The following is a 19,856-nucleotide window of genomic DNA, read 5'->3' as shown; positions in this document are numbered from 1 at the left end:
TGTGGCGTCGCCAGGCACCGCGAGACCCTATCGTCGTCTTCAGGCCTTTCTGCCCCGCACGACCCGCTTGATCCACATGCCCGGCGCGTAGACCATCGGGCAACTCGCATACAGGAACATCCGAATCCGCAGCCCGAGCTTCACGCCGGCGCTGCGCGTCGCGAGCCCGAGGCGTTCGCCGAGGCTGCCCGCTTCGAACATCGCGTGGATGAACTGCTCGCGCGCGAGCTTCGGCGCCATCGCCGCGCGCATGCGTTCGCCCACACCGGCGATCTGAGCGTCGCGCTGCAGTTGCGCGAGCTCCGCGAGTCCGTAGCGATTGCTTTGCCGCATCCGCGCGATCAGTTCGTCGACCGACCGGTAGCGGCGCTTGCGCGAAAGTCCGCCGCGCCGATAGCGCACCAGCGGCTCGCGCAGACTGATCGCGCCGCCCGACAGGATCGCGCGCAGCACCATGATCTGATCCTCGGCCGCGGCGCCCGGCAGCATCGGCCCGAAGCGCTCGATCAGGCGTCGCGACCACGTATGCGCGGCGCCGATCAGCCACGGACGCTCGACGAGCCAGTCGTCGAAGCTGCGATAGCGATCGAGCTCGGTCGGGCTCACGCGCTCGTGCACGTGACCCGCTTCGTCCATGTCGGCGAGATCGGTGGCGATCAGGTCGGGGCGGCGCCCGTGCGCGAGCCAGCAATCGACGACGCGCTCGCAGCGCTCGGGCGCCGACATGTCGTCGCCGGCGGCGACGAACAGCAGTTCGCCGTGCGCGAGCTGCGCGAGTTGCGACAGGTGCGCGCTGATGCCCTGGTTCACTGTATTGCGCCGTGCGATCACGCGATGCGGGCCCGCGTAGCCGGTGAGCGCCGCTTCGATCGCGGGGGTAGGTGGCGTCGCTGGACGCGTCGTCGGAGACGATGATTTCGAGCGGCTCGTAGGTTTGCGCGAGCGCGCTGCGCACGGCGTCGCCGATCTGCTCTGGCTGGTTGTAGGCGATCACCAGCATCGAGACGAGCGGGCGGGCGGTGTCGGCGGTTGCGGCGGACGGCGGGCTATCGGTCATGGAGTCGGGACGAAGGCGATTGGCCTAGATTCTAGCCGCTGACGGTCGCGCCGCGCGACGCACGCCGCAAACCCGGGCACCCCGAGCCGAAGCCGGCGAAAGCCATCCTTTACAATTGCCGCTGCCCCGAAATTCCGCACCCACGGCCTCGCCCGCGCGTGCGCCCCACCGAGACCGATCCTTGTCAGAGCCAACCCGCGACGCAGCCCTCGACCCGAACCGCCGTCCCCTCACCGACATCGCGCTGACCGCTCAGGCGCTGAAGAACAGCGGTGGCGCCGAGCGCTACACGCGCGACGTGATCGCCGGCCTGCATCGCATGGGTTTGCGCCCGACGCTGTTCGCGCGCGAGATCGACCGCGCGCTGCCCGAGGCCGCGTGGATCGATGCGCAGCCGCTCGACGTGCGCTGGGCGCCGCGCAAGCTGCGCAACCTCGCGTTCGACTGGCGTCTGAAGCAGCGTTTGAAGCGGCATCGTCCGGCGTGCGTGTTCTCGATCAATCACTCGACGCATGCCGACGTCGCGTTGTGCGGCGGCACGCATCCGGGTTCGCTCGAAGCCGCGGGCCGCGCGCCGCGCCGCAGCGACGAATGGCAGATCGAGCTCGAGCGGCGCGTCTACACGCGGGCGCGCTCGATCGTCGCGCATTCGCAATTGATGAGCCGCGAGTTGCAGCGTTTTTATGACGTGCCGGCCGCGCGCATCGACGTGCTCTATCCGCCCGTCGATACCGAACGCTTCAGGCCGCTCGACGCCGCCGCGCGCGCGGCCGTGCGCCGCCAGCTCGGCGTGCCCGACGATCGCGTGATGTTCGTGTTCTCGTCGACGAGTCACGAGCGCAAGGGCTATCCGCTGCTCGAAGCGTTTTTCTCGCGCACCACGCTGCCGGTCTGCCTCGTCGTCGCGGGACGCCCGGTGCCGAAAACCGGCGACACAATTCGTTACGCGGGTTACAGCAAGGAGATCGAGAAACTGTTCGCGGCCGCCGATTTCACGGTCGTCGCGTCGGCGTACGAGCCGTTCGGGCTCGTCGGCGTGGAGTCGGTGATGTGCGGCACGCCGCTCGTGATCGCCGACAACGTCGGCTCGGCGGAGACGGTGACCGGCGCAGCGAAGATCGAGTTCTCGCGGCAGACCGCGGGCAGTTTCGAGCACGCGATCGAGCAGGCGGTCGGGCGCGTGAAGAGCGGCGCCGCGCGCATCGCGACGCCGCGCGACAGCTTCGTGTACGACCCGAGCGTCGACGCGCACGTCGCGGCGCTTTACGAGGTGTTCACGCGAGGATGAGGGTGGCGCTCCGCGCTCGGGTCGCCGCTTGTCCTCAAGTCAAAATGAATCGCGCGGCTGCGTCTCGCGCACGACCGCGGCTGGCGCCGGCGTGGTCCGCGCTTCGCTTCGCAACTCGCGCTTGCGTGCATCGATCACCGCCAGCAGCGTCGCCACCAGCAGCGCGAGCAGTACCGTCACCATGATCGGCACCAGCACGTCGATCGTGAGCCCGAAGATCACCGTGCTCGTCGCGACCGCGAGACCCGAATACGACGCGGCGCGAATCGCCGGATCGGTCGCGTGCCGGTGTCGCCAGAAATACACCGTCATGCCGTAGTAGAACAGCAGCAGACAGATCACGCCGACCGCGCCCATCTCGGCGAGTGTCGAAAAGAAGTCGCTATGCGCGCGTTCGTTGACGATCTCGGCCTTCACTTCGCCGCGCTTCGCCATCACGCCGAGCTCGTCGACCAGATGGCCCTTGCCGATGCCCCACACCGGATGCCGCTCGAAGATCATCCGTGACGCGTTCCACAGTTGCAGGCGCAGACCGGTGGCCGTGAAGTCCTCGCCCTTATGCATCATCGAGACATCGTTCGGCACTTCGGCGAAGCGCTTCTGAACCCGTTCGGTCGACAGCAGCCCGCCCGCACCGATCACGATGACGAGCGTCGCGATCAGCAGGCGCTTCTTCTGGGTGAACCAGCGGTACTGCATGCCGAGCAGCACGACGAACACCGGCACCGCGACCCAGCCGCCGCGCGTGCCAGACAGAAACGACGCATAGCCGCCCGACACCAGCGCGAGCACGCGCGGCACGAGCACGCGCCAGTCGCGCGGATTGTCCCAGCCGAGCGTGAACACCGACAGGAACGCGAGCAGCAGCGCGGTATCGCCGAACGGAATCGCGTTCGTGTATGAGTTGTTCAGGCGGTTCGCGTCGGTCCAGCCGCCGGGCGGCTGATCGATGAACGCCCATGCGCCGACCGCGAGCGCGCCGGCCGCGCAGCCCCAGCCGATCATGCGCAGGTTGCGCGACGGCAATTGGCGCAGCAGCAGGAACACCAGCAGCGCGAGCATGAAGCGCGCGACCGAGTCGAATTCGCGTGGCAGCCAGTAGCCGAGCACCAACTGCTGCGCGCCGATCCCGACGACGAACGCGAGCATGCCGATCGTGAACCAGCGGTAGGTCCGCAACGCGGAGAAATAGCCCGGCATGCGCCGGTTGACGATGGCCGCGCCGAGCGCGAGCGCGACGAGCGCGAAAAAGCAGTAGCCGGTGCCGCCGCGCCACATCAGATTGACCGCGGGCGCGAGAAACAGCAGAGCCGACGTGAGCCAGATCAGACTGGAAGCAAAAATCATAGATCTACGTGTTATCGATGAAACACTACCGTTCCGGTGGTGAAAATTGCAGGGGGCGCCGGACCATTTGAGTTTTTCAAGACGGTGGAGCGACCCGGATTATAACCATGCGCTTCCTTGCGAAATGCTTGCTGCCGCACGCGGTGAGGTTGCGCTGGCCCGCGGGACGCAGCGGGGCGGGCGGGCGGCGTCTGTCGTGCGAGCGGGAGGGGGCGGTACAATCGCGCGACATTCATGGCCGGCGCGCGGCGCATGCCGCGCCACGCGCCCAGCTCAACGGACCGACTCGATGTTCTCAATCATCATCCCGACCTGGAACAACCTGCCTTATCTGCGCCTCGTGATCAAAAGCCTGCGCCGTCATTCGACGCATCCGCACCAGCTCATCGTGCACGTGAACGACGGTTCGGACGGCACGCTCGCGTGGGTGCGCGACGAGGGCATCGAGCACACGGCGTCGCCCGGCAATATCGGCATCTGCCACGCGGTCAATATCGCGGCGGCGCGCGCGACGCAGGACTACATCGTCTACATGAACGACGACATGTACTGCTGCCCCGGCTGGGACGACGCGCTCGTCAAGCGTCTCGCGCAGATGCCGGCCGACAACCTGTTCATGTTGTCGGGCACGATGATCGAGCCGGTCGAGTCGGGCAATCCGTGCGTGGTCGTGCGCGACTTCGGCCGCGATGCGCAGGCGTTTCGCGCCGACGAGCTGGTCGCCGCCGCGCCCGGTCTCGTGCGCGCCGACTGGCGCGGTGCGACGTGGCCGCCGACGCTCGTGCATCGGGACTGGTGGTTCAAGGTGGGCGGCTACAGCAGCGAACTGAGCCCCGGCATGAGCAGCGACAACGATTTCTCGATGAAGCTGTGGGACGCGGGCTGCCGCGTGTTCGTCGGCGTCGGCGACAGTCTCGTCTACCACTTCCAGCAGAAGAGCACCGGCAAGATCGTGAAGAACGACGGGCGTCGCCAGTTCCTCAACAAGTGGGGGATGACACAGGCGACCTTCGACCGCTATTACCTGCGCCGCGGCACCGCCATCGACGGCGCGCTCGCGGTCAGCGAGCCCGAGCGCACCGGCCGGCTGCGCCGTGCGCTGCTTAAGTCGCGCATCAAGCGCGCGCTGGGCTGACGGGCGGCGAGCCGAAAACGGGTGCTTGACGCGCTGCGTGTGTCAAACGCCGCCCGTCACGAGCGGCAGCACCGTCAGATCCGGATGCGTGCCGTCGATGATGCTGCGTCCCACGTGCACCGCTTCGTAGAGCGCGTCGTCGAGGCTCGCGAAGCTCTCCTCGCCGTCCGCGTGGAACGGCACCGCATGGCCGGGAAGCTGGGGGTTGGCGCCCGGATGGCACACATAGCCTAGATACGTGTAGCGGCTGTTTTGCGCGGCCGCATTGGCAGCATGCGCCGGGTCGGGCGGGTCCTTCTCGACCGGTGAGACGTGTATCTCGAAGCCCTCGTATTGCACTGTCTGCCAGCTTGCGGTTTGGTCGGCCATGACCGCCTCCGTCTGGGTCTGTCCTGTCCAAAAGTCTAGGTGATTTGGAGCCAAAACGCGCGGCCGGCCGGCTACCGCCAAACCATGACGGCTTCGACTATGGAGGCGCTCTTGGGAAGTAAGTTGATGAAGCGCATTCGGCTGACATCGGCGAGATTTGATAATGGCCTGCAGTTGGAAGGATTTACGGTTTATTTTTGAAAATAGGCGGTCTGCGGGATTGCGTCCGCCAGAACGCCCCGGCTGGTTCTCGTCGGATAAAATGCTGCGCTTTGGCTAAATCCGACTTCGCTCATGTGGTTCAAAAACCTTCAGCTGCACCGTCTGCCCGCGCCGTGGTCCGTTAACCCTGAACAGATGCAGAAGTGGCTCGCGCCGTACGCGTTCGCGCCCGGCCAGAGCATCGAGATGCAGGCCCAAGGCTGGGCGCCGCCGCGCGACGGCGACTCGCTCGTCTACGCAATGAACGGTCAGATGCTGCTGACGTTCCGTGCCGAGAAGAAGCTGCTGCCCGCGTCGGTGGTCACCCAGATCACGCGCGAGCGCGCGGCCGAACTCGAGGAGCAGCAGGGCTTCAAGCCGGGCCGCAAGCAGATGCGCGACCTGAAGGAGCAGGTCACCGACGAGCTGCGGCCGCGCGCGTTCAGCATCCGCCGCGATACGCGCGTGTGGATCGATTGCACGAATGGCTGGCTCGTGATCGACGCGGCGTCGCAGGCGATCGCCGACGATGTGCGCGGTCTGCTCGTCAAGTCGATCGACCAGTTGCCGCTGATGACGGTGCGCGTCGCGCAGTCGCCGGTCGCGGCGATGACCGGCTGGCTGCTCGACGGCGACGCGCCGGCGGGTTTCACGCTCGATCAGGACACCGAGCTGCGTTCGCCCACCGAGGGCAACGCGACGGTGCGCTATGTCGGGCATACGCTGGACGCCGAAGACATGCGCCGCCACATCGAGGCGGGCAAGCAATGCATGCGGCTTGCGATGACGTGGAACGATCGCGTGTCGTTCGTGCTGACGCCGTCGCTGACGATCAAGCGCGTCGCGGCGCTCGACGTGCTCAAGGAAGCGAGCGACCCGACCGCGCAGAACGACGACGAGCGCTTCGATTCCGACGTCGCGCTGATGACGGCCGAGCTCGACCGCATGCTGCGCGATCTGCTCGATGCGCTGGGCGGCGAGCAGGGCGAGCAAGGGTTCGCGTTGCCGCAGGCCGTCGCGGCCTGAGCGTCAGATTCTCGCGCTGTCGAGCGCTTCGACGAGGGTCCAGTAAGGCGTGATCGAGCGCAAGCGGATCGGGTGGGTCCGCTGCAGCAGCGCGAGCGTCGCGTCGGTATCGGTGAGCTGATAGATGCCCGACACGCGTAGATCGGCGACGTCGTCGGCATAGCGCAATACGCCGGCGTGATAGCGCGCGAGTTCGTCGACGAGATCCGCGATACGCATGTCGTTCGCGTAGAGCAGGCCACGCGTCCACATCGCCTCGCGCGGGTCGAGCGCTTGCGGCGCCGCGACGCCGAAGCGTGTCAGCGTGCACCGTTGGCCTTGCGTCAGCAACAGCGCCGCGCCCGATGCCGGCCTCACCAACGCGTCGCCGCGAAACGCGGCCACGCGTGTGAAACCATCCCGTTGCCTCACGCTGAACTGCGCGCCGCGCGCTTCGACGACGCCTTCGGCCGTCTGCACGAGCAAAGGCGCATGAGTCGTTCGGGCGCCCGGTGCGCCGCCAACATCGCTCACGGGCCGCACCATGATTTCCCCTCCGAGCAGATCGACGCGCCGAACGTTCGTCTCGAACGCGGCGTTGATCGCGCTCGCGCTGCCCAGCGTGATCTGAGTGCCGTCTGCCAGAAGCACGTCGTCCAGTTCGCCAGTCGCGGTGCGGAATTCGGCGGTCCACATCTGCCACGGCAAGCGGCTCGCGAGCCAGCCCGCGGGCGCGGCGACCGCAAGCCCCAAGAGCGTTTTCAGCGCGCGCCGCCGTCCCTGCGACACGCCGGCAGCTTCCGCGTCTTCGCGTAGCGCGGGGCCGACGTCCGCGGGCACGGCGCCGATTTCGCGCCGCAATTGCTGCGCTCGCCGAAGCATTTGATTAAAGATGCGGTACTCCGAACGCATTTGACCAGTGTGATTTAAATTGAATTTAACAAATCAAGGTTTAACAATTTCTATTCTGTTAATAATGATTTGCGGCGCATATTCGGATCGAATTCACATCGAATTGACTCAAACCTTATTCTGAGCGGAAGCGTGGGCCCCGGCTGCGTCGGAGCATGCAGACCCATTGTCATCGATACAAAAAATTTAGGCTATATGTGGATTGTTTCTTTTCGTGAACTCGTAACCAGAAATGCGACTAATTGCGCCGCAATAAACGCGGCCTTTTTGTCACGAATTACAGCGTGCCGGGTTTAGCTGACGGCGTGTAAATCTGATGAAACGCTTCGCATGCGCGCGGCGCTGACGACGGTCTGCGCGCAGCCGGCCACTCATGAACCCCGGTAAAACTCCGTGCGCTGCCGCACCTTCGATGCAGATGAAAAAACGACAGCCGTATCAAAGGCTTGCGGATTTTTCCGGGAAGTTATGCACAGATTTGCCAACAAAAACTGTGGGTAACTTCGAGCGTGTCGTCGCGCGTCGAAGCGCCGTTAGTCTTCTAGCGCCCACGCGCGCTTGCGGCGCAGCAGCGCCGAGCCGATCGATACCGCCGCGCCGATGCCGCCCATCGTCAGCGACAGCGCGACGATCAGTGGGCCGGTTTGGGTGCGCGCCGAGAACACGCCGACGAGCAGGCCGGCGAGCGGCTGCGTCAGGTTGTTCAGCAGAATCGCGACGCCGATGGTCTTGCCGTAGTCCTCGGGCGGAATGATCTGCAAACGCGCGCTGCGGATGTAGACGTTGAACATCTTGTCGAAGCCGACGATCAGCAGGAAGCCGAGCGCATAGCCCCACGGCGACGCGCTCGCGCCTGCGATCACGCCGCCCGCGCAGATCGTCACGAACGCGACGAGACCGAGCACGCGCGCCGGCCATCCGGCGCGCGCAACCGTCAGCAGCACCAGCACCGTGGCGATCGCTCCGGCCGTTTGCAGACCGGCGTAGTAGCGGCTCGATTGCGCATGCGAACCCGTCACCATCGCCGCCGACGTCGCAAGCGTGACACCGATGACGAGGTTCTCCGCGGCCGCGAGCATGATGACCTTCTTCAGGCCCGGCAGCGTCCACACGTGATCGAGCGCGATGCGCAGCGGCGTGGTCCAGTGAGCGGTAGGCGCGAGCGATTGAGCGGAGACAGGCGAAGGCGCGCGAAAACCGCTCAGTCGCTGCCAGACGAACAGCGCGGCGTCGGCGCACAGAAACAGCACGCCGGTCGCTGCGACCACCCATTCCCAATGCCACACACCGAGCAGCAACGCGGCGAGCATCGGCCCAAGCACGAAGCCGAGCTGATCGGCCAGTTGCGAATACGCGAGGACCTTCTGGATCTGCTGCGTGCTGAAGATCTGCGGCAGCATCACCTCGCGCGCGACGAGCCCTTGGCTCGTCAGCACGCCGCACGCGGCCGACAGCGCGATCAGCCAGCCGATGCCGCCGAACAGCGCGTACGCGGCGATACCGCCGAAGCATGCGAGCGCACGCACCGCCTGGCTCAGCCGCATCAGCCGCAGCGGTGGAAAGCGGTCGCAGAGCGCGCCGAAGAACGGGAACACGAGGTAGCGCGGCAGCGTTTCGATGAAAAACGCGAGCCCCGACCACGAGACCTGGCGCGTCGTTTGAAACACCACGAGCGGCACCAGGAAGAGCAGGATCTGATCGGCGAGACGCGCGATGAACAGCGAGCAGAAGAAGGCCTGATGGTTGACGCGCACCGTGGTTGTCTCGCCGTGTTGGGGTCGAGACCGATCCTATCAAAAGATCGCGCGGGCGAGGCGGGGCGCCTGCTGGCCGCCGTCCTATTCGCCGCGATACGCCTGTTCGAGCGGGGCGATATCGAGCTTGACCATCTTCATCATCTGCGCCATCACACGGCTTGCCTTTGCGCGATCCGGGTCGCGCAGCATCTGCAGCAGCACGTTGGGCGCGATCTGCCACGACACGCCGAAGCGGTCCCGCAGCCAGCCGCAGGCCCACGGCTCGCCGCCGCCGTCGAGCAGCTTCGACCAGTAGCGATCGATTTCCTCCTGCGAGTCGCAGTGCACGAACAGCGAGATGGCCGGCGTGAATTTATATTGCGGGCCACCGTTCAGCGCCATGAATTCCTGGCCTTCGATTTCGAAGGTGACGGCGACGACCTTGCCCGCCGGTCCTGGGCCGGCGTCCGTGGCGTGCAGCGTGGTGGCGATGCGCGACGCCGAAAACACCGACGTGTAGAACACCGCGGCTTCTTCCGCGTTGCCGTCGAACCACAGGCACGGCGCGATTTTCTGCATGACGTTGCTCCTTCGGGACTGGTGTCGGTGGGCGTGGGCGTGCGATTGCCCGACGCCCATCGGCCGCTCACTTCTTCTCTTGGGACGAACACTCCATCGTGGCCATCGCCTGCTGGATTTCCTCGGCGCTCAGGTCGCGCTTGTGCGTCGCGAGCGACCAGTTGTGGCCGAACGGGTCCTTGACCTGGCCGTAGCGGTCGCCCCAGAACATATCGGTGACGGGCATCGTGACGGTCGCGCCCGCGTCGACCGCCTGTTTGAAACTCGCGTCGACGTCTGGTACGTAGTGGTGAATCGTGACCGGCGTGCCCTTCAGCGTGTTCGGGCCGAAGGTTTGGTGCTCGGGCCATTCGTCGGTCAGCATCAGCATGGAGTCCCCGATTTTCAGGGTCGCGTGCATCACCTTGCCGTCGGGGCCCGGCAGACGGATCTGTTCGACGGCGTTGAAAGCTTTCGTGTAGAACGCGATCGCTTCGGCGGCGTTCTTGCAGATCAGGTACGGCGTGAGCGAGTGCATCCCGTCCGGGATCGGTTTGGCTGCGGCGCTGGACATGATGGTGACTCCTTGAAGTAACGGTTCCTCAGGGGAAAGACCGGCTGCGTGAGCTGGATCTTCAACGTTACGACGAGTTGGTCACCGTCGGATCGACACTCCGAAAAAAATATTTTCAGGCGCGGGGGAGAGCGGCCCGGCATTTATCCCGCCGGATTGTCCTCGTCCGCCGGCGGCGCGGACGACGGCGCCGTGCTGCCCGCCGGCGCGCCGAGGATGCTGATCTGGAACGTGGGCGTCGCGGCGAGCGACTGCAGCGTCGCGTCCTCGGGGATGCGCTCGTCGAGCGGCAGGATCACCGAGCCGCCGATGACCGCGCGCCGGCTGTTGTCGGCAGGGCGCAGGCCCCAGACGTCCTGATAGACGACTGGGACCGTGGCGCCGTCGCGCGTCGTGTTGCCGAGGTACAGCATCACGTGGCCGCCGATGTAGATCAGCGTGCGCAGCGGCACGCCATGCCGCGCCAGATAGTCGAGTCGTTCGGCGGGTGTCGACTCCGACAGATCGACCATGCGACCGGCGCTCATCTGCGTCGACGAATGGCGCGGCAGCCACACGCCGAACGCGGCGAAGATGCTTTGCAGTTCCGACGAACAGTCGTTGTAGAGCCCGCTGTTGCCCCAGCCGTACGGCCGGCCGATCAGCGCCTTCAACAGCATCGCGAGATGGCGCGGCGTCGCGGCGAGCGGCATCGGCGTGATCTGCGTGGCGTCGAGCGACGCGGAGCGGATCAGCGCGTGGCCGTCGACGTCGCGCGCGGGAACGAGGAGCTGGAGTGTGCCTGCATTGGTGCTGGTCGCGGCTGGCGATGCCGAGGCACCCGCCGCCAGCGGCAGCATCGTCCCGGCCGGGGCAGCGAAGCGGAACACGCCGTGGCTGTCGTTGACCGCCGCCGACGCGACGATCACCGTCCCTAGCGACTTCCCGGCCGCCGCGCGCCATTGATCGATGAAACCATCGTCGGCGAACGCGACGCCGTCGCTGCGCACCCAGCCCTGCACGTCGGGCGTCTGCACGTAATGCCACGCGCCGTCGACGCTGCTGCCGAGCACATAGAGCGGCGTGCCGGGTCGCACCGCCGAGATCTGCAGGTTGTCGAACGGGTAGCCCTCGCCGGCCAGGCGATGGTCGTAGAACGATGGATCGGTGGTAGGCAACTCGCGCACCATCAGGTTGCCGGTCGCGATCGCGCGCCGCTCGGGCTGATAGACCGGTGTTTGCGTGAACTGCGCGACGTTGATGTTGCGCGCGATCGCGTCGATCCACGCCTTGTCGTGCGGCCGGAAGTTTTCGCCGTAACCGATGACGCCGCCACGCTTGCCGGTGTTGTCGAACCTGTCGATGCGGCGCTGTTGCAGTGCGGCAATGTCCTCGCCCTGCTCGCGAAACACGCGTGTCGTCACCCAGGCGGGATTCCACGGCGACGGCGCGTTCTCGCCCGTGCCGAAGTAGCGCGCGAACAGCGCGTCGAAATGTGCGCGCTGCTCGGCGGCGCTGAGAAACGGCCGATCGTAGTCGGGGCTGTTCGGATCGAGCCAGTGATCGACGTTCTGGTCGTAATGGGCGAGCGAAAACAGCGTGACGTTGTCGACGAACGCGTGCGTGCTGCGCGGCGGCGTTGGCGCGCTGCACGCGGCGAGCGTCGTGACGGCGACGCACAGCACGACGGCGCGGCAGGCACGGCGGGAGAGAACGGCGACGGGCATAAAGATTCGGCGTATGAGGTGCACGGCCACGATGATACGGTGTCGGCGATGCGCACGGCGCATCGGATGTTTGGCGGCGGCGCGCGCGGGTTCGACTACACTCGCTTTATCCGTCCACCGCGCGTCGCCACGCGCGACAATCGCCAGGGAGTCCGCCATGAAAACCAGCGCACGCAATCAGTTCAGCGGCGAAGTCACCGGCGTCAAGCACGGTGCCGTCAACGACGAAGTCACGCTGCGCACGCCGGACGGTCTCGAGGTCGTCGCGATCATCACGCACGGCAGCGCGAAGTCGCTCGGGCTGGCGACCGGCAAGCAGGCGTTTGCGCTCGTGAAGGCATCGTCGGTGATCGTGATGGTCGATGTCGCGAGGCAGCAGGTGTCGGCGCGCAACTGCATCGAAGGGACCGTCGCGGCGGTGACGAAGGGCGCCGTCAATTCGGAAGTGACGATCAGTGCCGGCAGCGCGCAGATCGCGGCGATCATCACGAACGACAGCGTCGAGCGCCTCGGCCTCGCGAGCGGCAAGGCGGCGACGGCGGTTTTCAAGGCGTCGAGCGTGATTATTGGGGTCGATCAGTAAAAGGCCCGGGCCGCTGGGACGGGTACTCAACGAGTTCTCACTTATCGCGTAGGGCGCGAACGATGCATTGCGGCGTAATTGTCATCGTCATGCCGAGAATCCGTTTTGCTTCGGGGATGCCACCGGAAATATCGGCGTAGTCAACTACATCGGTCACGGCCCAATTGCCGATGAAATCATTAATCGTAGCGTGTGGTGTTTGTGCCGCGCACGCTTGCCGAGACGGTCAGCGTGAGAGCCATATTCGAAAAAAGCTAGTGGCCTGTCATTGTGCTGACTGCCGGAAGGGAGAAAACCAAGCAGGGAGAGTCGAGAACCGACGGGGACGGCGAGCGTAGACGCGCGGCGCGTGTCACAGCGTTCGACACCCGCGCGCGCGGTTTGCGCTTGCTTTACACTTCACCCCTTACCGCTTTCCATCCCGCTCTGATCCCGGACGCCGTCATGTTCGAAGTTTCCTCCACCTCGCATCTGCCCAAAGCCGCGCAATATGAAGAACTGGTCGCGCAGGCGCGCGCGCTGCTGGCCGGCGAAACGGACTGGATCGCCAATGCCGCGAATTTCTCGTCGTTCGTCTTTCATTCGTTGAGCGATCTGAACTGGGCCGGCTTTTACTTTCACGATGGCCGCGAACTGGTGGTCGGCCCGTTCCAGGGCAAGCCCGCGTGCGTGCGCATTGCGCTCGGCAAGGGCGTCTGCGGTACGGCCGCGCAAACTCGTCAGACCCAGGTCGTGCGCGACGTGCACGAGTTTCCCGGCCATATCGCATGCGATTCGGCGTCGCAATCGGAGATCGTCGTGCCGCTCGTCGCGCCCGACGGCACGCTGATCGGCGTGTGGGATGTCGATAGCCCGGTCGTCGCGCGCTTCGACGAGGAGGACGCGAAGGGCATGGAAGCGTTGTGCGCGGTGTTCATCGAGGCAGCGCTGCCACGCGGCGTGTAGCGTCGCCGAATCGCGCCGAGCGCGGCGCGCAGCACTGAGGTGCAGACCGTGCATCTCAATCTTTGAGACGCTCTCGCGCATCACCGCGATGCGTCGCGTGTTTGGCGCTTTTCTCGCTTGCCACTTCGTCGTGCGGGTCCGCTTTCGATGCGGCGACGGCAACATCGTGGTCGTGCCGAACAGCCAGATCTGGAACAATCCGGTGATCAACTACAGCTGTGGCGGCACACAGCGCATCGAGGTCGAGGTGGAACTCGCGCAGCGCAAGGACGTGGATGCGGCGATCGGGCAACTGCAGAAACTCGTGGCCGACGAGCCGCGCGTGCTGAGCGGCTCGACGCTTGCACCGGTGGCGTCGGTTGCGGATCATCCGGCGGATGGCGGCGCGACGTCGAGGATCGCCGTGTGGGTCAGGTCGCCGGATGCGTCGTTGGCTGGCGGCGATTTGCATGAGAGGGCGCAGTCCGTGTTGGAACTGGCGGGGTGTGAGGTAGCGGCTTAGGGTTAGGGGTTAGTAGGGGCATGACATACGGCCTCGACGCGATTGCCGGCCGGGTCGATCAGAAATGCCGCGTAGTAGTCGCGGTGATAGTGAGGTCGCAAGCCGGGCTGGCCGTCGGATTTGCCACCAGTCGCGAGTCCCGCTTTGAAGAATGCATCGACGTGCTCGCGGGACGGCGCTTTGAAGCACCAGTGACGTTTGTTTTCTCCTATTTCATCTGGATCGAGATACACGGCCAGATAGGTCGATGAGGTGTCGTCGGTCGTGCAACGCTCGCCGTAGCCTAACGCGGTGCGGCGGTCGAAGACTTTGCTCGCGCCGAGAGCCGTCATGACGGCGTCGTAGAAACGTCGTGCTGCCTCGATGTCGGGAACGCCGATCGACACGTGATCAAGAAGCTGCATTGGATGTCTCCCTGTTGAAGTTGCACTGAGTTTATACGCGCAACTCGCTCCAACAGGCATTTCCGCACTCAATCGCCACGGTCTTCTTCCATAAGCGGCGAGCCGCTCAGTTCAAGGGTGATCAATCAGATAGCGTTCGGCAGATCATCGATAACATACACAAGGATTGAGTGCAGAACCGACATGAGTGTTCATCAACTTGCACACGCGACTTTTTTGAATCTCGGGCGTGGGCACGCAGCGGGTGATGGCGTTGCAATCAATTGCACAGATAATCGTCGGTCCTCAAGCCGCGGCACCGATCACGCACGCGCATGATGACTTGTCGTGCTACCTGATGTGCTCGGTGATCGTGCGCTTGGCCGTCACTTCGAAGCCCGCCGCCTTGATCTTCGCGATCTTCGGCCGAATTCGGGCCATCAAGGGACACTCGTTTGACTTGTGGTGGCGACATTCGACCGGCCGTTGCACTGGCTTGACCGGACATTCAACCGATTGCTACGTCAGCTGTCGCACAACGTGCGAGTCGTGCGACCAGTTCAGCGAGCAAGCCAACGCCACAGCAACCAGGCGCCGAGTGCCCAGATAGCCGAAATTGTCGCGAGACCGACTATGCTTCTTGGCTTACCGGGTTGTCAGTTAGCCAGCCTTCGGCCTTTCCGCGATTGTCTTCGATGACAGCCTTCGGGATGAGACGCAAGCAAAGCCAGACTCCAAGCGGCACGACGACCAGATCTGTCAGATGTCGAGGACGGGTATGAAGTCGGGAATAAGGTCGACAGGGCTGATGTGCCACCGTTTCCAATGCGAGAAATTTCGCAAGCAACGGCGTGGCCGGATCGCGACTGGCGAACATAAGCGTGACTAAATCTCGCTTTAGCCGCGTTGCCCAAGCCGTGAGTGATTGCAGCAAGCAATTGATCACTTCAGCAGTGCGTTGGGCTAGCCTTGTGTTCCAGTGCCCACGGTTGCCTGTTCCTCCAGCCACCCACGCCACACTGCCATCAGGACCGCCAGGATGACGGGACCTACAAACAGTCCTACCAGGCCAAAGGCCGCAAGCCCGCCCAGCACACCGAACACGACCAGAAGAAACGGTATCCGGGTAGCGCTGCTGATCACGAGCGGACGAATCAGGTTGTCCACCCAGCTAACGACCAGTGCGCCCCAGAGTAAAAGACCGACCCCGGCTATCGTTTTTCCTGTGACGAGGAGCCATACACCGATCGATCCCCATACGAACGGCGTGCCAAAGGGTATCAACGCGATCAGCACCGTAAACGCAGCCAGCAACACCGGCGCCTGCATCCCGACAACCCAGTAACCCAAGCCGGCAAGCGCGCCCTGCGCCAGTGCCGTCAGCACGAGCCCGTAGACGACCGCCTTGATCGTTGCGCCGATAGAAGCGAGATAGGCGTCCAGGCGATCGCCCAGAAAACGCCGTAGTATGCGGCGCACTTGATCCAACGCGCTTTCGCCGTCCCGGTACATAAAAAACAGCGTCAGCAAGGCAAAGCCCAATTTCGTCGCATTGCGACCCACGCCGCCGACTAACTGGCCGACCTCTCCGGTCCACTGCCGCCCCCACTCAGCGATTTGCGCGCGCAAAGCCATCGGATCGGCCGATACTTGATTCAGTAGATCCTGCAGCCACAGCCCGAGCCACGGGACGCGCGCAATCAATTCCGGCAGTTTGTGCGGCCCATTGGCGAGGTAGCTGGCGACGGTCTGGTAGGCCGCGGTCAGTTCGTCACGCAGCAGCACGATCAGCCAGATTGACGGCAGAATGAACGCCACCGAGAGAATGATCGTCATCAGCATCGCGCTGCCGGAGGCGTTGCCGCGCATAAGCGAGCGCAAGCGGCGATAAGCGGGCCAGGTCACGTAGGCAAAGATGGTGGCCCAGGCCACTGGCACCAGGAACAGGTGCAGCACTATGTAGCTCAGCACTACGAGCCCGCCAAGAAGAAATGCAAGGATGATGCGCTTGACCAGGGACTTCTGATAGCTCTCGTCCATGAACGCGTTCCCTTTAGATACGCTGAGAATTTGCGGGCGCGCCGGTGCTTCCGCGCGCCGTAGCACGTGGAGCACCCTTGTCTAAACGTCGACGTCGCATGTTGGAATGCCGCGCGCAGCCCTGCTTTACTGACTACCCGCTGCTTTGCAGCACGGCAATACGCCTGTCGATCGGTGGGTGCGTGGAGAAGAGCCCGAGCCACCCCGGCTTGTCGGTAATGCCGGATGCCTTGAAGGATTGCGGAAGTTCGCCGGGTGCAAGTCCACCCAGGCGGGCCAGCGCATTGATCATCGGTCGCGGAGAAGCCAGCAGTTGCGCAGAGCCCGCATCAGCGCGGAACTCGCGCCGGCGCGAGAAGTACGCGACGATCACCGAAGCGAGAATGCCGAAAATAATCTCGCAAACAATAACGGTAATGTAGAACCCGGGACCGACACCGCGTTCGGTACGAAACAAGGTCTTGTCCACGAAGTACCCGACCACACGGGCCAAGAAAATCACGAAGGTATTCACCACGCCCTGAATGAGCGTCAAGGTGACCATGTCGCCGTTGCTCACGTGCGAAATCTCATGGGCAAGGACAGCCTCCACTTCCTCCGTGTTCATCGATTGCAGCAATCCGGTGGAGACAGCCACCAGGGCTGAATTCTTGAAAGCCCCTGTGGCGAACGCGTTCGGCGCGCCTTCAAAAATTGCCACTTCCGGCATACGAATGCGAGCACGCTGCGCGAGCTCCCGTACAGTGTCGATCAGCCATTGCTCAGTCGAATCGCGCGGCGAATCGATGACACGCGCCCCGGTTGCCCATTTCGCCATCGGTTTGGAGATAAGCAGCGAAATGATGGAACCGGCGAAGCCGATCACCAGCGAGAACACGAACAGCGCATTGAAGTCGAGCCCGCTCCCGGTCAGGAAGCGGCCGACGCCCAACACATTCATTACTAACGAAAGCACCAACACCACCGCGAGGTTGGTGGCGAGGAACAGCAAAATTCTTTTCATTCACAAGTCTCCTGTGGAAACTGGCTGAATGACTGCGGTGACATAGAACCCTCAACTCTCCTTTGACACCGGATAATCGAAAGGTTTATGTAATGTTGCTATTTCAGCACAAGACGTTTGCTATCTGTCTTCATAGGATTCGCGCGTACCTTGTTCATCGCCCGTAAACGGCATCAAAATCACGGGGACCCCGAGTCGCAATGCGCGCCTGCTGCCTGCGGATGATCGAACGCGCCGCGCGGGCCAGCGCGAGATCGAGTGCGCCGCGCCAGTCTCTTGCGATCGACGTCACGACGACAGGCGTCGCATCGGGCGTCTGCACCTGCACCTGGCAGCGTTTGTCGAGTCCGCCGCGCGGGCCGTTGATGTCCGACATGCTGACGGTCGCCTTCGAAATCAGCCAGTCCATGCGGCGAAACACGAACCGGATGCGTTGGCGCGCGAAGCTGCGCAGACGGACGGCTTCACGGTCGCGGGACTTGAACAGGACTTGCATGAGACACCTCCTTCGTGGGTACGGCTCAAGAGTACGGTGAGGAGGCGTCGAGGAAAAAGCAGAAATAACGGAAATGCAGCTTCGGAAAAACCGAACCTTCTTTTTCGTGATCGCGAACGCGGTCACGCATGCGCCGCACTCAGCACCTTTTGCGTGAAAGGATGATGCCGCCCGCGCCGCGACACGATTGCGTGTATTTCCTCCTTCACTTCCGGCGAGCGGCCGAGCCAGCGCAAGCCGCGATGCGTGGGATCGTTGCGCTCGGCGCCGAACGCCGCGAGCGGAAACACGCCCATGCCGCGCGACGCGAACAGCGCCATCAACGCGCTGTCCTCGAACTCGCCCGCGACGCGTGGCCGGATGCCTTCCGCTTCGAACCAGCGGTCGAGGCGCGAACGCAGCGACGAGTGCCCCGTCGGCAGCAACACCGGCAGCGACGCGAGGCATTGCGGAAAATGATCGACAAGCGGTTTTCGCACCACGGCGGCCGGCCCGTACCAGTCGATCGGCGAAGCGATCAGGCGCTCGCTGGATAGACGCAGATTCGAGTTGTGCGGCGCGGGCTGGCTGGACAGCACGAGATCCAGATGGTGATGCGCCAGTTCCGCCAGCAGGTCTTCCGCTTCGCCTTCGTGGCAGAGCAGCCGTAGCGAAGGCGTGCCCAGCACGCCCGCAAGAATGGCATGGACGGCCAGCTTCGAAATGCCATCCGTCAAGCCGACCGCGAAGCGCGCGACGGTCCCGCTGGCCGCTTCGCGCACTTCGTCGTGCAACGCGCGCCCGATCTGGAAGATTTCCTCCGCTCGCGCATACGCCGCCTGTCCCGCTTCCGTCATCGCGACGCCGCGTCCGGCGGGCTTCAGCAGTTGATGTCCGAGCGATTTTTCCAGTTCGCGCACCTGCGCGCTGATGGTTTGCACCGCCATGTCGAGCCGTTCGGCGGCGCGCGCAAACCCGCCTTCCTTCACGACGACCCAGAAATAGTGCAAGTGCCGGTAGTTGAGCATGTGTGGCCTCACTTCGAAAAAACCGAATCAACCGTCAGCTTATCACTGGTTTTTTCGAATACGGCGCCAGGCGATCATGCTTTCCACAGGCTGTGACCCAGTAATCAGCCGTTTTCTTCTCAACCGGAGAACGACGCTCGCAAATGGAATCCTTGCTGACCCTGGCCGCCGATCCCGCTGCATGGGTTGCCCTCGTGACGCTCGTCGTGATGGAGATCGTGCTTGGCATCGACAACCTGATCTTCATTTCGATTCTGAGCAACAAGCTTCCCGAAGCGCAACGCGCGCGCACGCAGCGTATCGGCATCATCCTGGCGCTGCTGATGCGGCTCGGCCTGCTGGGCACCGTCGCGTGGATCGCGCGTCTCACCGAGCCTGTGTTTTCCGTGTTCGATCACGCGTTTTCGTGGCGCGACCTGATCCTGCTCGCGGGCGGTCTGTTCCTTGTGTGGAAGGCCACGCGTGAAATGCACCATCACGTGAGCCGTGACGCCGAGGCGCACACGAATCCTGCGATGGGCGTCGGCGGCCTGACGGTGACGGCTGCCATCGGCCAGATCCTGCTGCTCGACCTCGTGTTTTCCGTCGACAGCATCATCACCGCGGTCGGCATGACGGATCACTTGCCCATCATGTTCATTGCAGTGATCGCTGCTGTCACGGCGATGTTGTTCGCGGCTCGCCCGCTGTCGAAGTTCATCGAGCGCAATCCGACCATCGTCACGCTTGCGCTGAGCTTCCTGCTGGTGATCGCGATGACGCTGATTGCCGAAGGTTTTGGTTCGCACGTGCCGAAGGGCTACATCTACACGGCCATGGCGTTCGCAGCCTTCGTCGAAGGCATGAACATGATGGCGCGGCGCAGGAAGGACAAGCGCGAGCACAAGGCGGCAGTTTTGGAAGCGGAGCGTGAAGCCGGCTCCGAAGCAAGGTCTGAAAAGACGCAGACCAGCGGTTCGGCTTTCTCGAACTGAACGAAGCGGACTGAAGCGGACTGACAGAAGTATCG

Annotated in this window: 20 protein-coding genes and 1 pseudogene; 7 read left to right on the top strand and 14 right to left on the bottom strand. The window is 64.0% G+C overall.

Annotated features, from left to right (window positions below):
- Positions 1-39: 39 nt before the first annotated feature.
- A pseudogene (locus OKW44_RS22420) lies at positions 40-1,057 on the bottom strand (glycosyltransferase family 2 protein).
- A gap of 181 nt (positions 1,058-1,238) precedes the next feature.
- On the opposite strand from OKW44_RS22420, the gene OKW44_RS22415 reads away from it, so the two are divergent.
- Positions 1,239-2,345, top strand: a complete 1,107-nt coding sequence (locus OKW44_RS22415) for a glycosyltransferase family 4 protein (protein WP_018419913.1) — start codon at positions 1,239-1,241, stop codon at positions 2,343-2,345.
- A gap of 39 nt (positions 2,346-2,384) precedes the next feature.
- Here OKW44_RS22415 and OKW44_RS22410 read toward each other — a convergent pair whose 3' ends face one another.
- A complete protein-coding gene (locus OKW44_RS22410) occupies positions 2,385-3,692 on the bottom strand; it encodes an O-antigen ligase family protein (protein WP_018419914.1) in 1,308 nt (435 codons plus the stop codon).
- A gap of 289 nt (positions 3,693-3,981) precedes the next feature.
- On the opposite strand from OKW44_RS22410, the gene OKW44_RS22405 reads away from it, so the two are divergent.
- Positions 3,982-4,827 (top strand): glycosyltransferase family 2 protein, encoded by an 846-nt coding sequence (locus OKW44_RS22405; protein ID WP_018419915.1) that lies wholly within the window; start codon positions 3,982-3,984, stop codon positions 4,825-4,827.
- A 42-nt stretch (positions 4,828-4,869) separates the two neighbouring features.
- Here the strand turns inward: OKW44_RS22405 and OKW44_RS22400 are convergent, their stop codons facing one another.
- A complete protein-coding gene (locus OKW44_RS22400) occupies positions 4,870-5,196 on the bottom strand; it encodes a hypothetical protein (protein ID WP_018419916.1) in 327 nt (108 codons plus the stop codon).
- A gap of 294 nt (positions 5,197-5,490) precedes the next feature.
- On the opposite strand from OKW44_RS22400, the gene OKW44_RS22395 reads away from it, so the two are divergent.
- The gene (locus OKW44_RS22395; RefSeq protein ID WP_018419917.1) at positions 5,491-6,423 is read left to right on the top strand and encodes a recombination-associated protein RdgC; all 933 of its coding nucleotides are present in this window, start codon (positions 5,491-5,493) and stop codon (positions 6,421-6,423) included.
- 3 nt (positions 6,424-6,426) lie between these two features.
- On the opposite strand, the gene OKW44_RS22390 is transcribed toward OKW44_RS22395, so the two are convergent.
- The 5 genes from OKW44_RS22390 to OKW44_RS22370 form a co-directional block, all read right to left on the bottom strand.
- The gene (locus OKW44_RS22390) at positions 6,427-7,284 is read right to left on the bottom strand and encodes a FecR family protein (protein WP_239499042.1); all 858 of its coding nucleotides are present in this window, start codon (positions 7,282-7,284) and stop codon (positions 6,427-6,429) included.
- A gap of 563 nt (positions 7,285-7,847) precedes the next feature.
- Positions 7,848-9,068 carry an MFS transporter gene (locus tag OKW44_RS22385; RefSeq protein WP_018419919.1) on the bottom strand — a complete coding sequence of 407 codons (1,221 nt, stop codon included), beginning with the start codon at positions 9,066-9,068 and terminating at the stop codon, positions 7,848-7,850.
- Positions 9,069-9,152: 84 nt separating this feature from the next.
- Positions 9,153-9,629, bottom strand: a complete 477-nt coding sequence (locus tag OKW44_RS22380; RefSeq protein WP_018419920.1) for a VOC family protein — start codon at positions 9,627-9,629, stop codon at positions 9,153-9,155.
- 67 nt (positions 9,630-9,696) lie between these two features.
- Complete coding sequence (locus OKW44_RS22375) at positions 9,697-10,182, bottom strand: VOC family protein (protein WP_018419921.1); 486 nt, start codon at positions 10,180-10,182, stop codon at positions 9,697-9,699.
- Positions 10,183-10,325: 143 nt separating this feature from the next.
- Positions 10,326-11,888: an SH3 domain-containing C40 family peptidase gene (locus OKW44_RS22370; RefSeq protein WP_026225687.1), complete on the bottom strand. Its 1,563-nt coding sequence runs from the start codon at positions 11,886-11,888 to the stop codon at positions 10,326-10,328.
- A gap of 157 nt (positions 11,889-12,045) precedes the next feature.
- Here OKW44_RS22370 and OKW44_RS22365 point away from each other — a divergent pair, with 157 nt between their 5' ends.
- The 3 genes from OKW44_RS22365 (at position 12,046) to OKW44_RS22355 (ending at position 13,918) form a co-directional block, all read left to right on the top strand.
- Entirely contained in the window at positions 12,046-12,471 is a 426-nt protein-coding gene (locus tag OKW44_RS22365) for a TOBE domain-containing protein (RefSeq protein WP_018419923.1), read from the top strand.
- A 444-nt stretch (positions 12,472-12,915) separates the two neighbouring features.
- Positions 12,916-13,416 carry a free L-methionine (R)-S-oxide reductase MsrC gene (msrC, locus tag OKW44_RS22360; protein ID WP_018419924.1) on the top strand — a complete coding sequence of 167 codons (501 nt, stop codon included), beginning with the start codon at positions 12,916-12,918 and terminating at the stop codon, positions 13,414-13,416.
- Positions 13,417-13,504: 88 nt separating this feature from the next.
- A complete protein-coding gene (locus OKW44_RS22355; RefSeq protein ID WP_018419925.1) occupies positions 13,505-13,918 on the top strand; it encodes a mechanosensitive ion channel domain-containing protein in 414 nt (137 codons plus the stop codon).
- A gap of 2 nt (positions 13,919-13,920) precedes the next feature.
- Here the strand turns inward: OKW44_RS22355 and OKW44_RS22350 are convergent, their stop codons facing one another.
- From OKW44_RS22350 to OKW44_RS22325, 6 genes are all read right to left on the bottom strand, one after another.
- Positions 13,921-14,322: a VOC family protein gene (locus OKW44_RS22350; RefSeq protein WP_018419926.1), complete on the bottom strand. Its 402-nt coding sequence runs from the start codon at positions 14,320-14,322 to the stop codon at positions 13,921-13,923.
- Between the two features lie 738 nt (positions 14,323-15,060).
- A complete protein-coding gene (locus tag OKW44_RS22345) occupies positions 15,061-15,144 on the bottom strand; it encodes a DUF1232 domain-containing protein (RefSeq protein ID WP_239499052.1) in 84 nt (27 codons plus the stop codon).
- A 120-nt stretch (positions 15,145-15,264) separates the two neighbouring features.
- Positions 15,265-16,341 carry an AI-2E family transporter gene (locus OKW44_RS22340; RefSeq protein ID WP_018419928.1) on the bottom strand — a complete coding sequence of 359 codons (1,077 nt, stop codon included), beginning with the start codon at positions 16,339-16,341 and terminating at the stop codon, positions 15,265-15,267.
- 133 nt (positions 16,342-16,474) lie between these two features.
- Positions 16,475-17,344 carry a protease HtpX gene (gene htpX / locus OKW44_RS22335; RefSeq protein WP_018419929.1) on the bottom strand — a complete coding sequence of 290 codons (870 nt, stop codon included), beginning with the start codon at positions 17,342-17,344 and terminating at the stop codon, positions 16,475-16,477.
- 154 nt (positions 17,345-17,498) lie between these two features.
- The gene (locus OKW44_RS22330) at positions 17,499-17,840 is read right to left on the bottom strand and encodes a hypothetical protein (RefSeq protein ID WP_018419930.1); all 342 of its coding nucleotides are present in this window, start codon (positions 17,838-17,840) and stop codon (positions 17,499-17,501) included.
- Positions 17,841-17,962: 122 nt separating this feature from the next.
- Entirely contained in the window at positions 17,963-18,847 is an 885-nt protein-coding gene (locus OKW44_RS22325) for a LysR family transcriptional regulator (protein ID WP_018419931.1), read from the bottom strand.
- Positions 18,848-18,990: 143 nt separating this feature from the next.
- On the opposite strand from OKW44_RS22325, the gene OKW44_RS22320 reads away from it, so the two are divergent.
- On the top strand, positions 18,991-19,821 hold the full coding sequence (locus OKW44_RS22320) for a TerC family protein (RefSeq protein ID WP_018419932.1): 831 nt from the start codon (positions 18,991-18,993) through the stop codon (positions 19,819-19,821).
- Positions 19,822-19,856 lie beyond the last annotated feature (35 nt).

The sequence above is a fragment of the Paraburkholderia lebeckiae genome, from assembly GCF_050436325.1.
GTDB lineage: Bacteria > Pseudomonadota > Gammaproteobacteria > Burkholderiales > Burkholderiaceae > Paraburkholderia > Paraburkholderia tuberum.
This window is presented reverse-complemented; position numbering and strand designations above follow the sequence as displayed.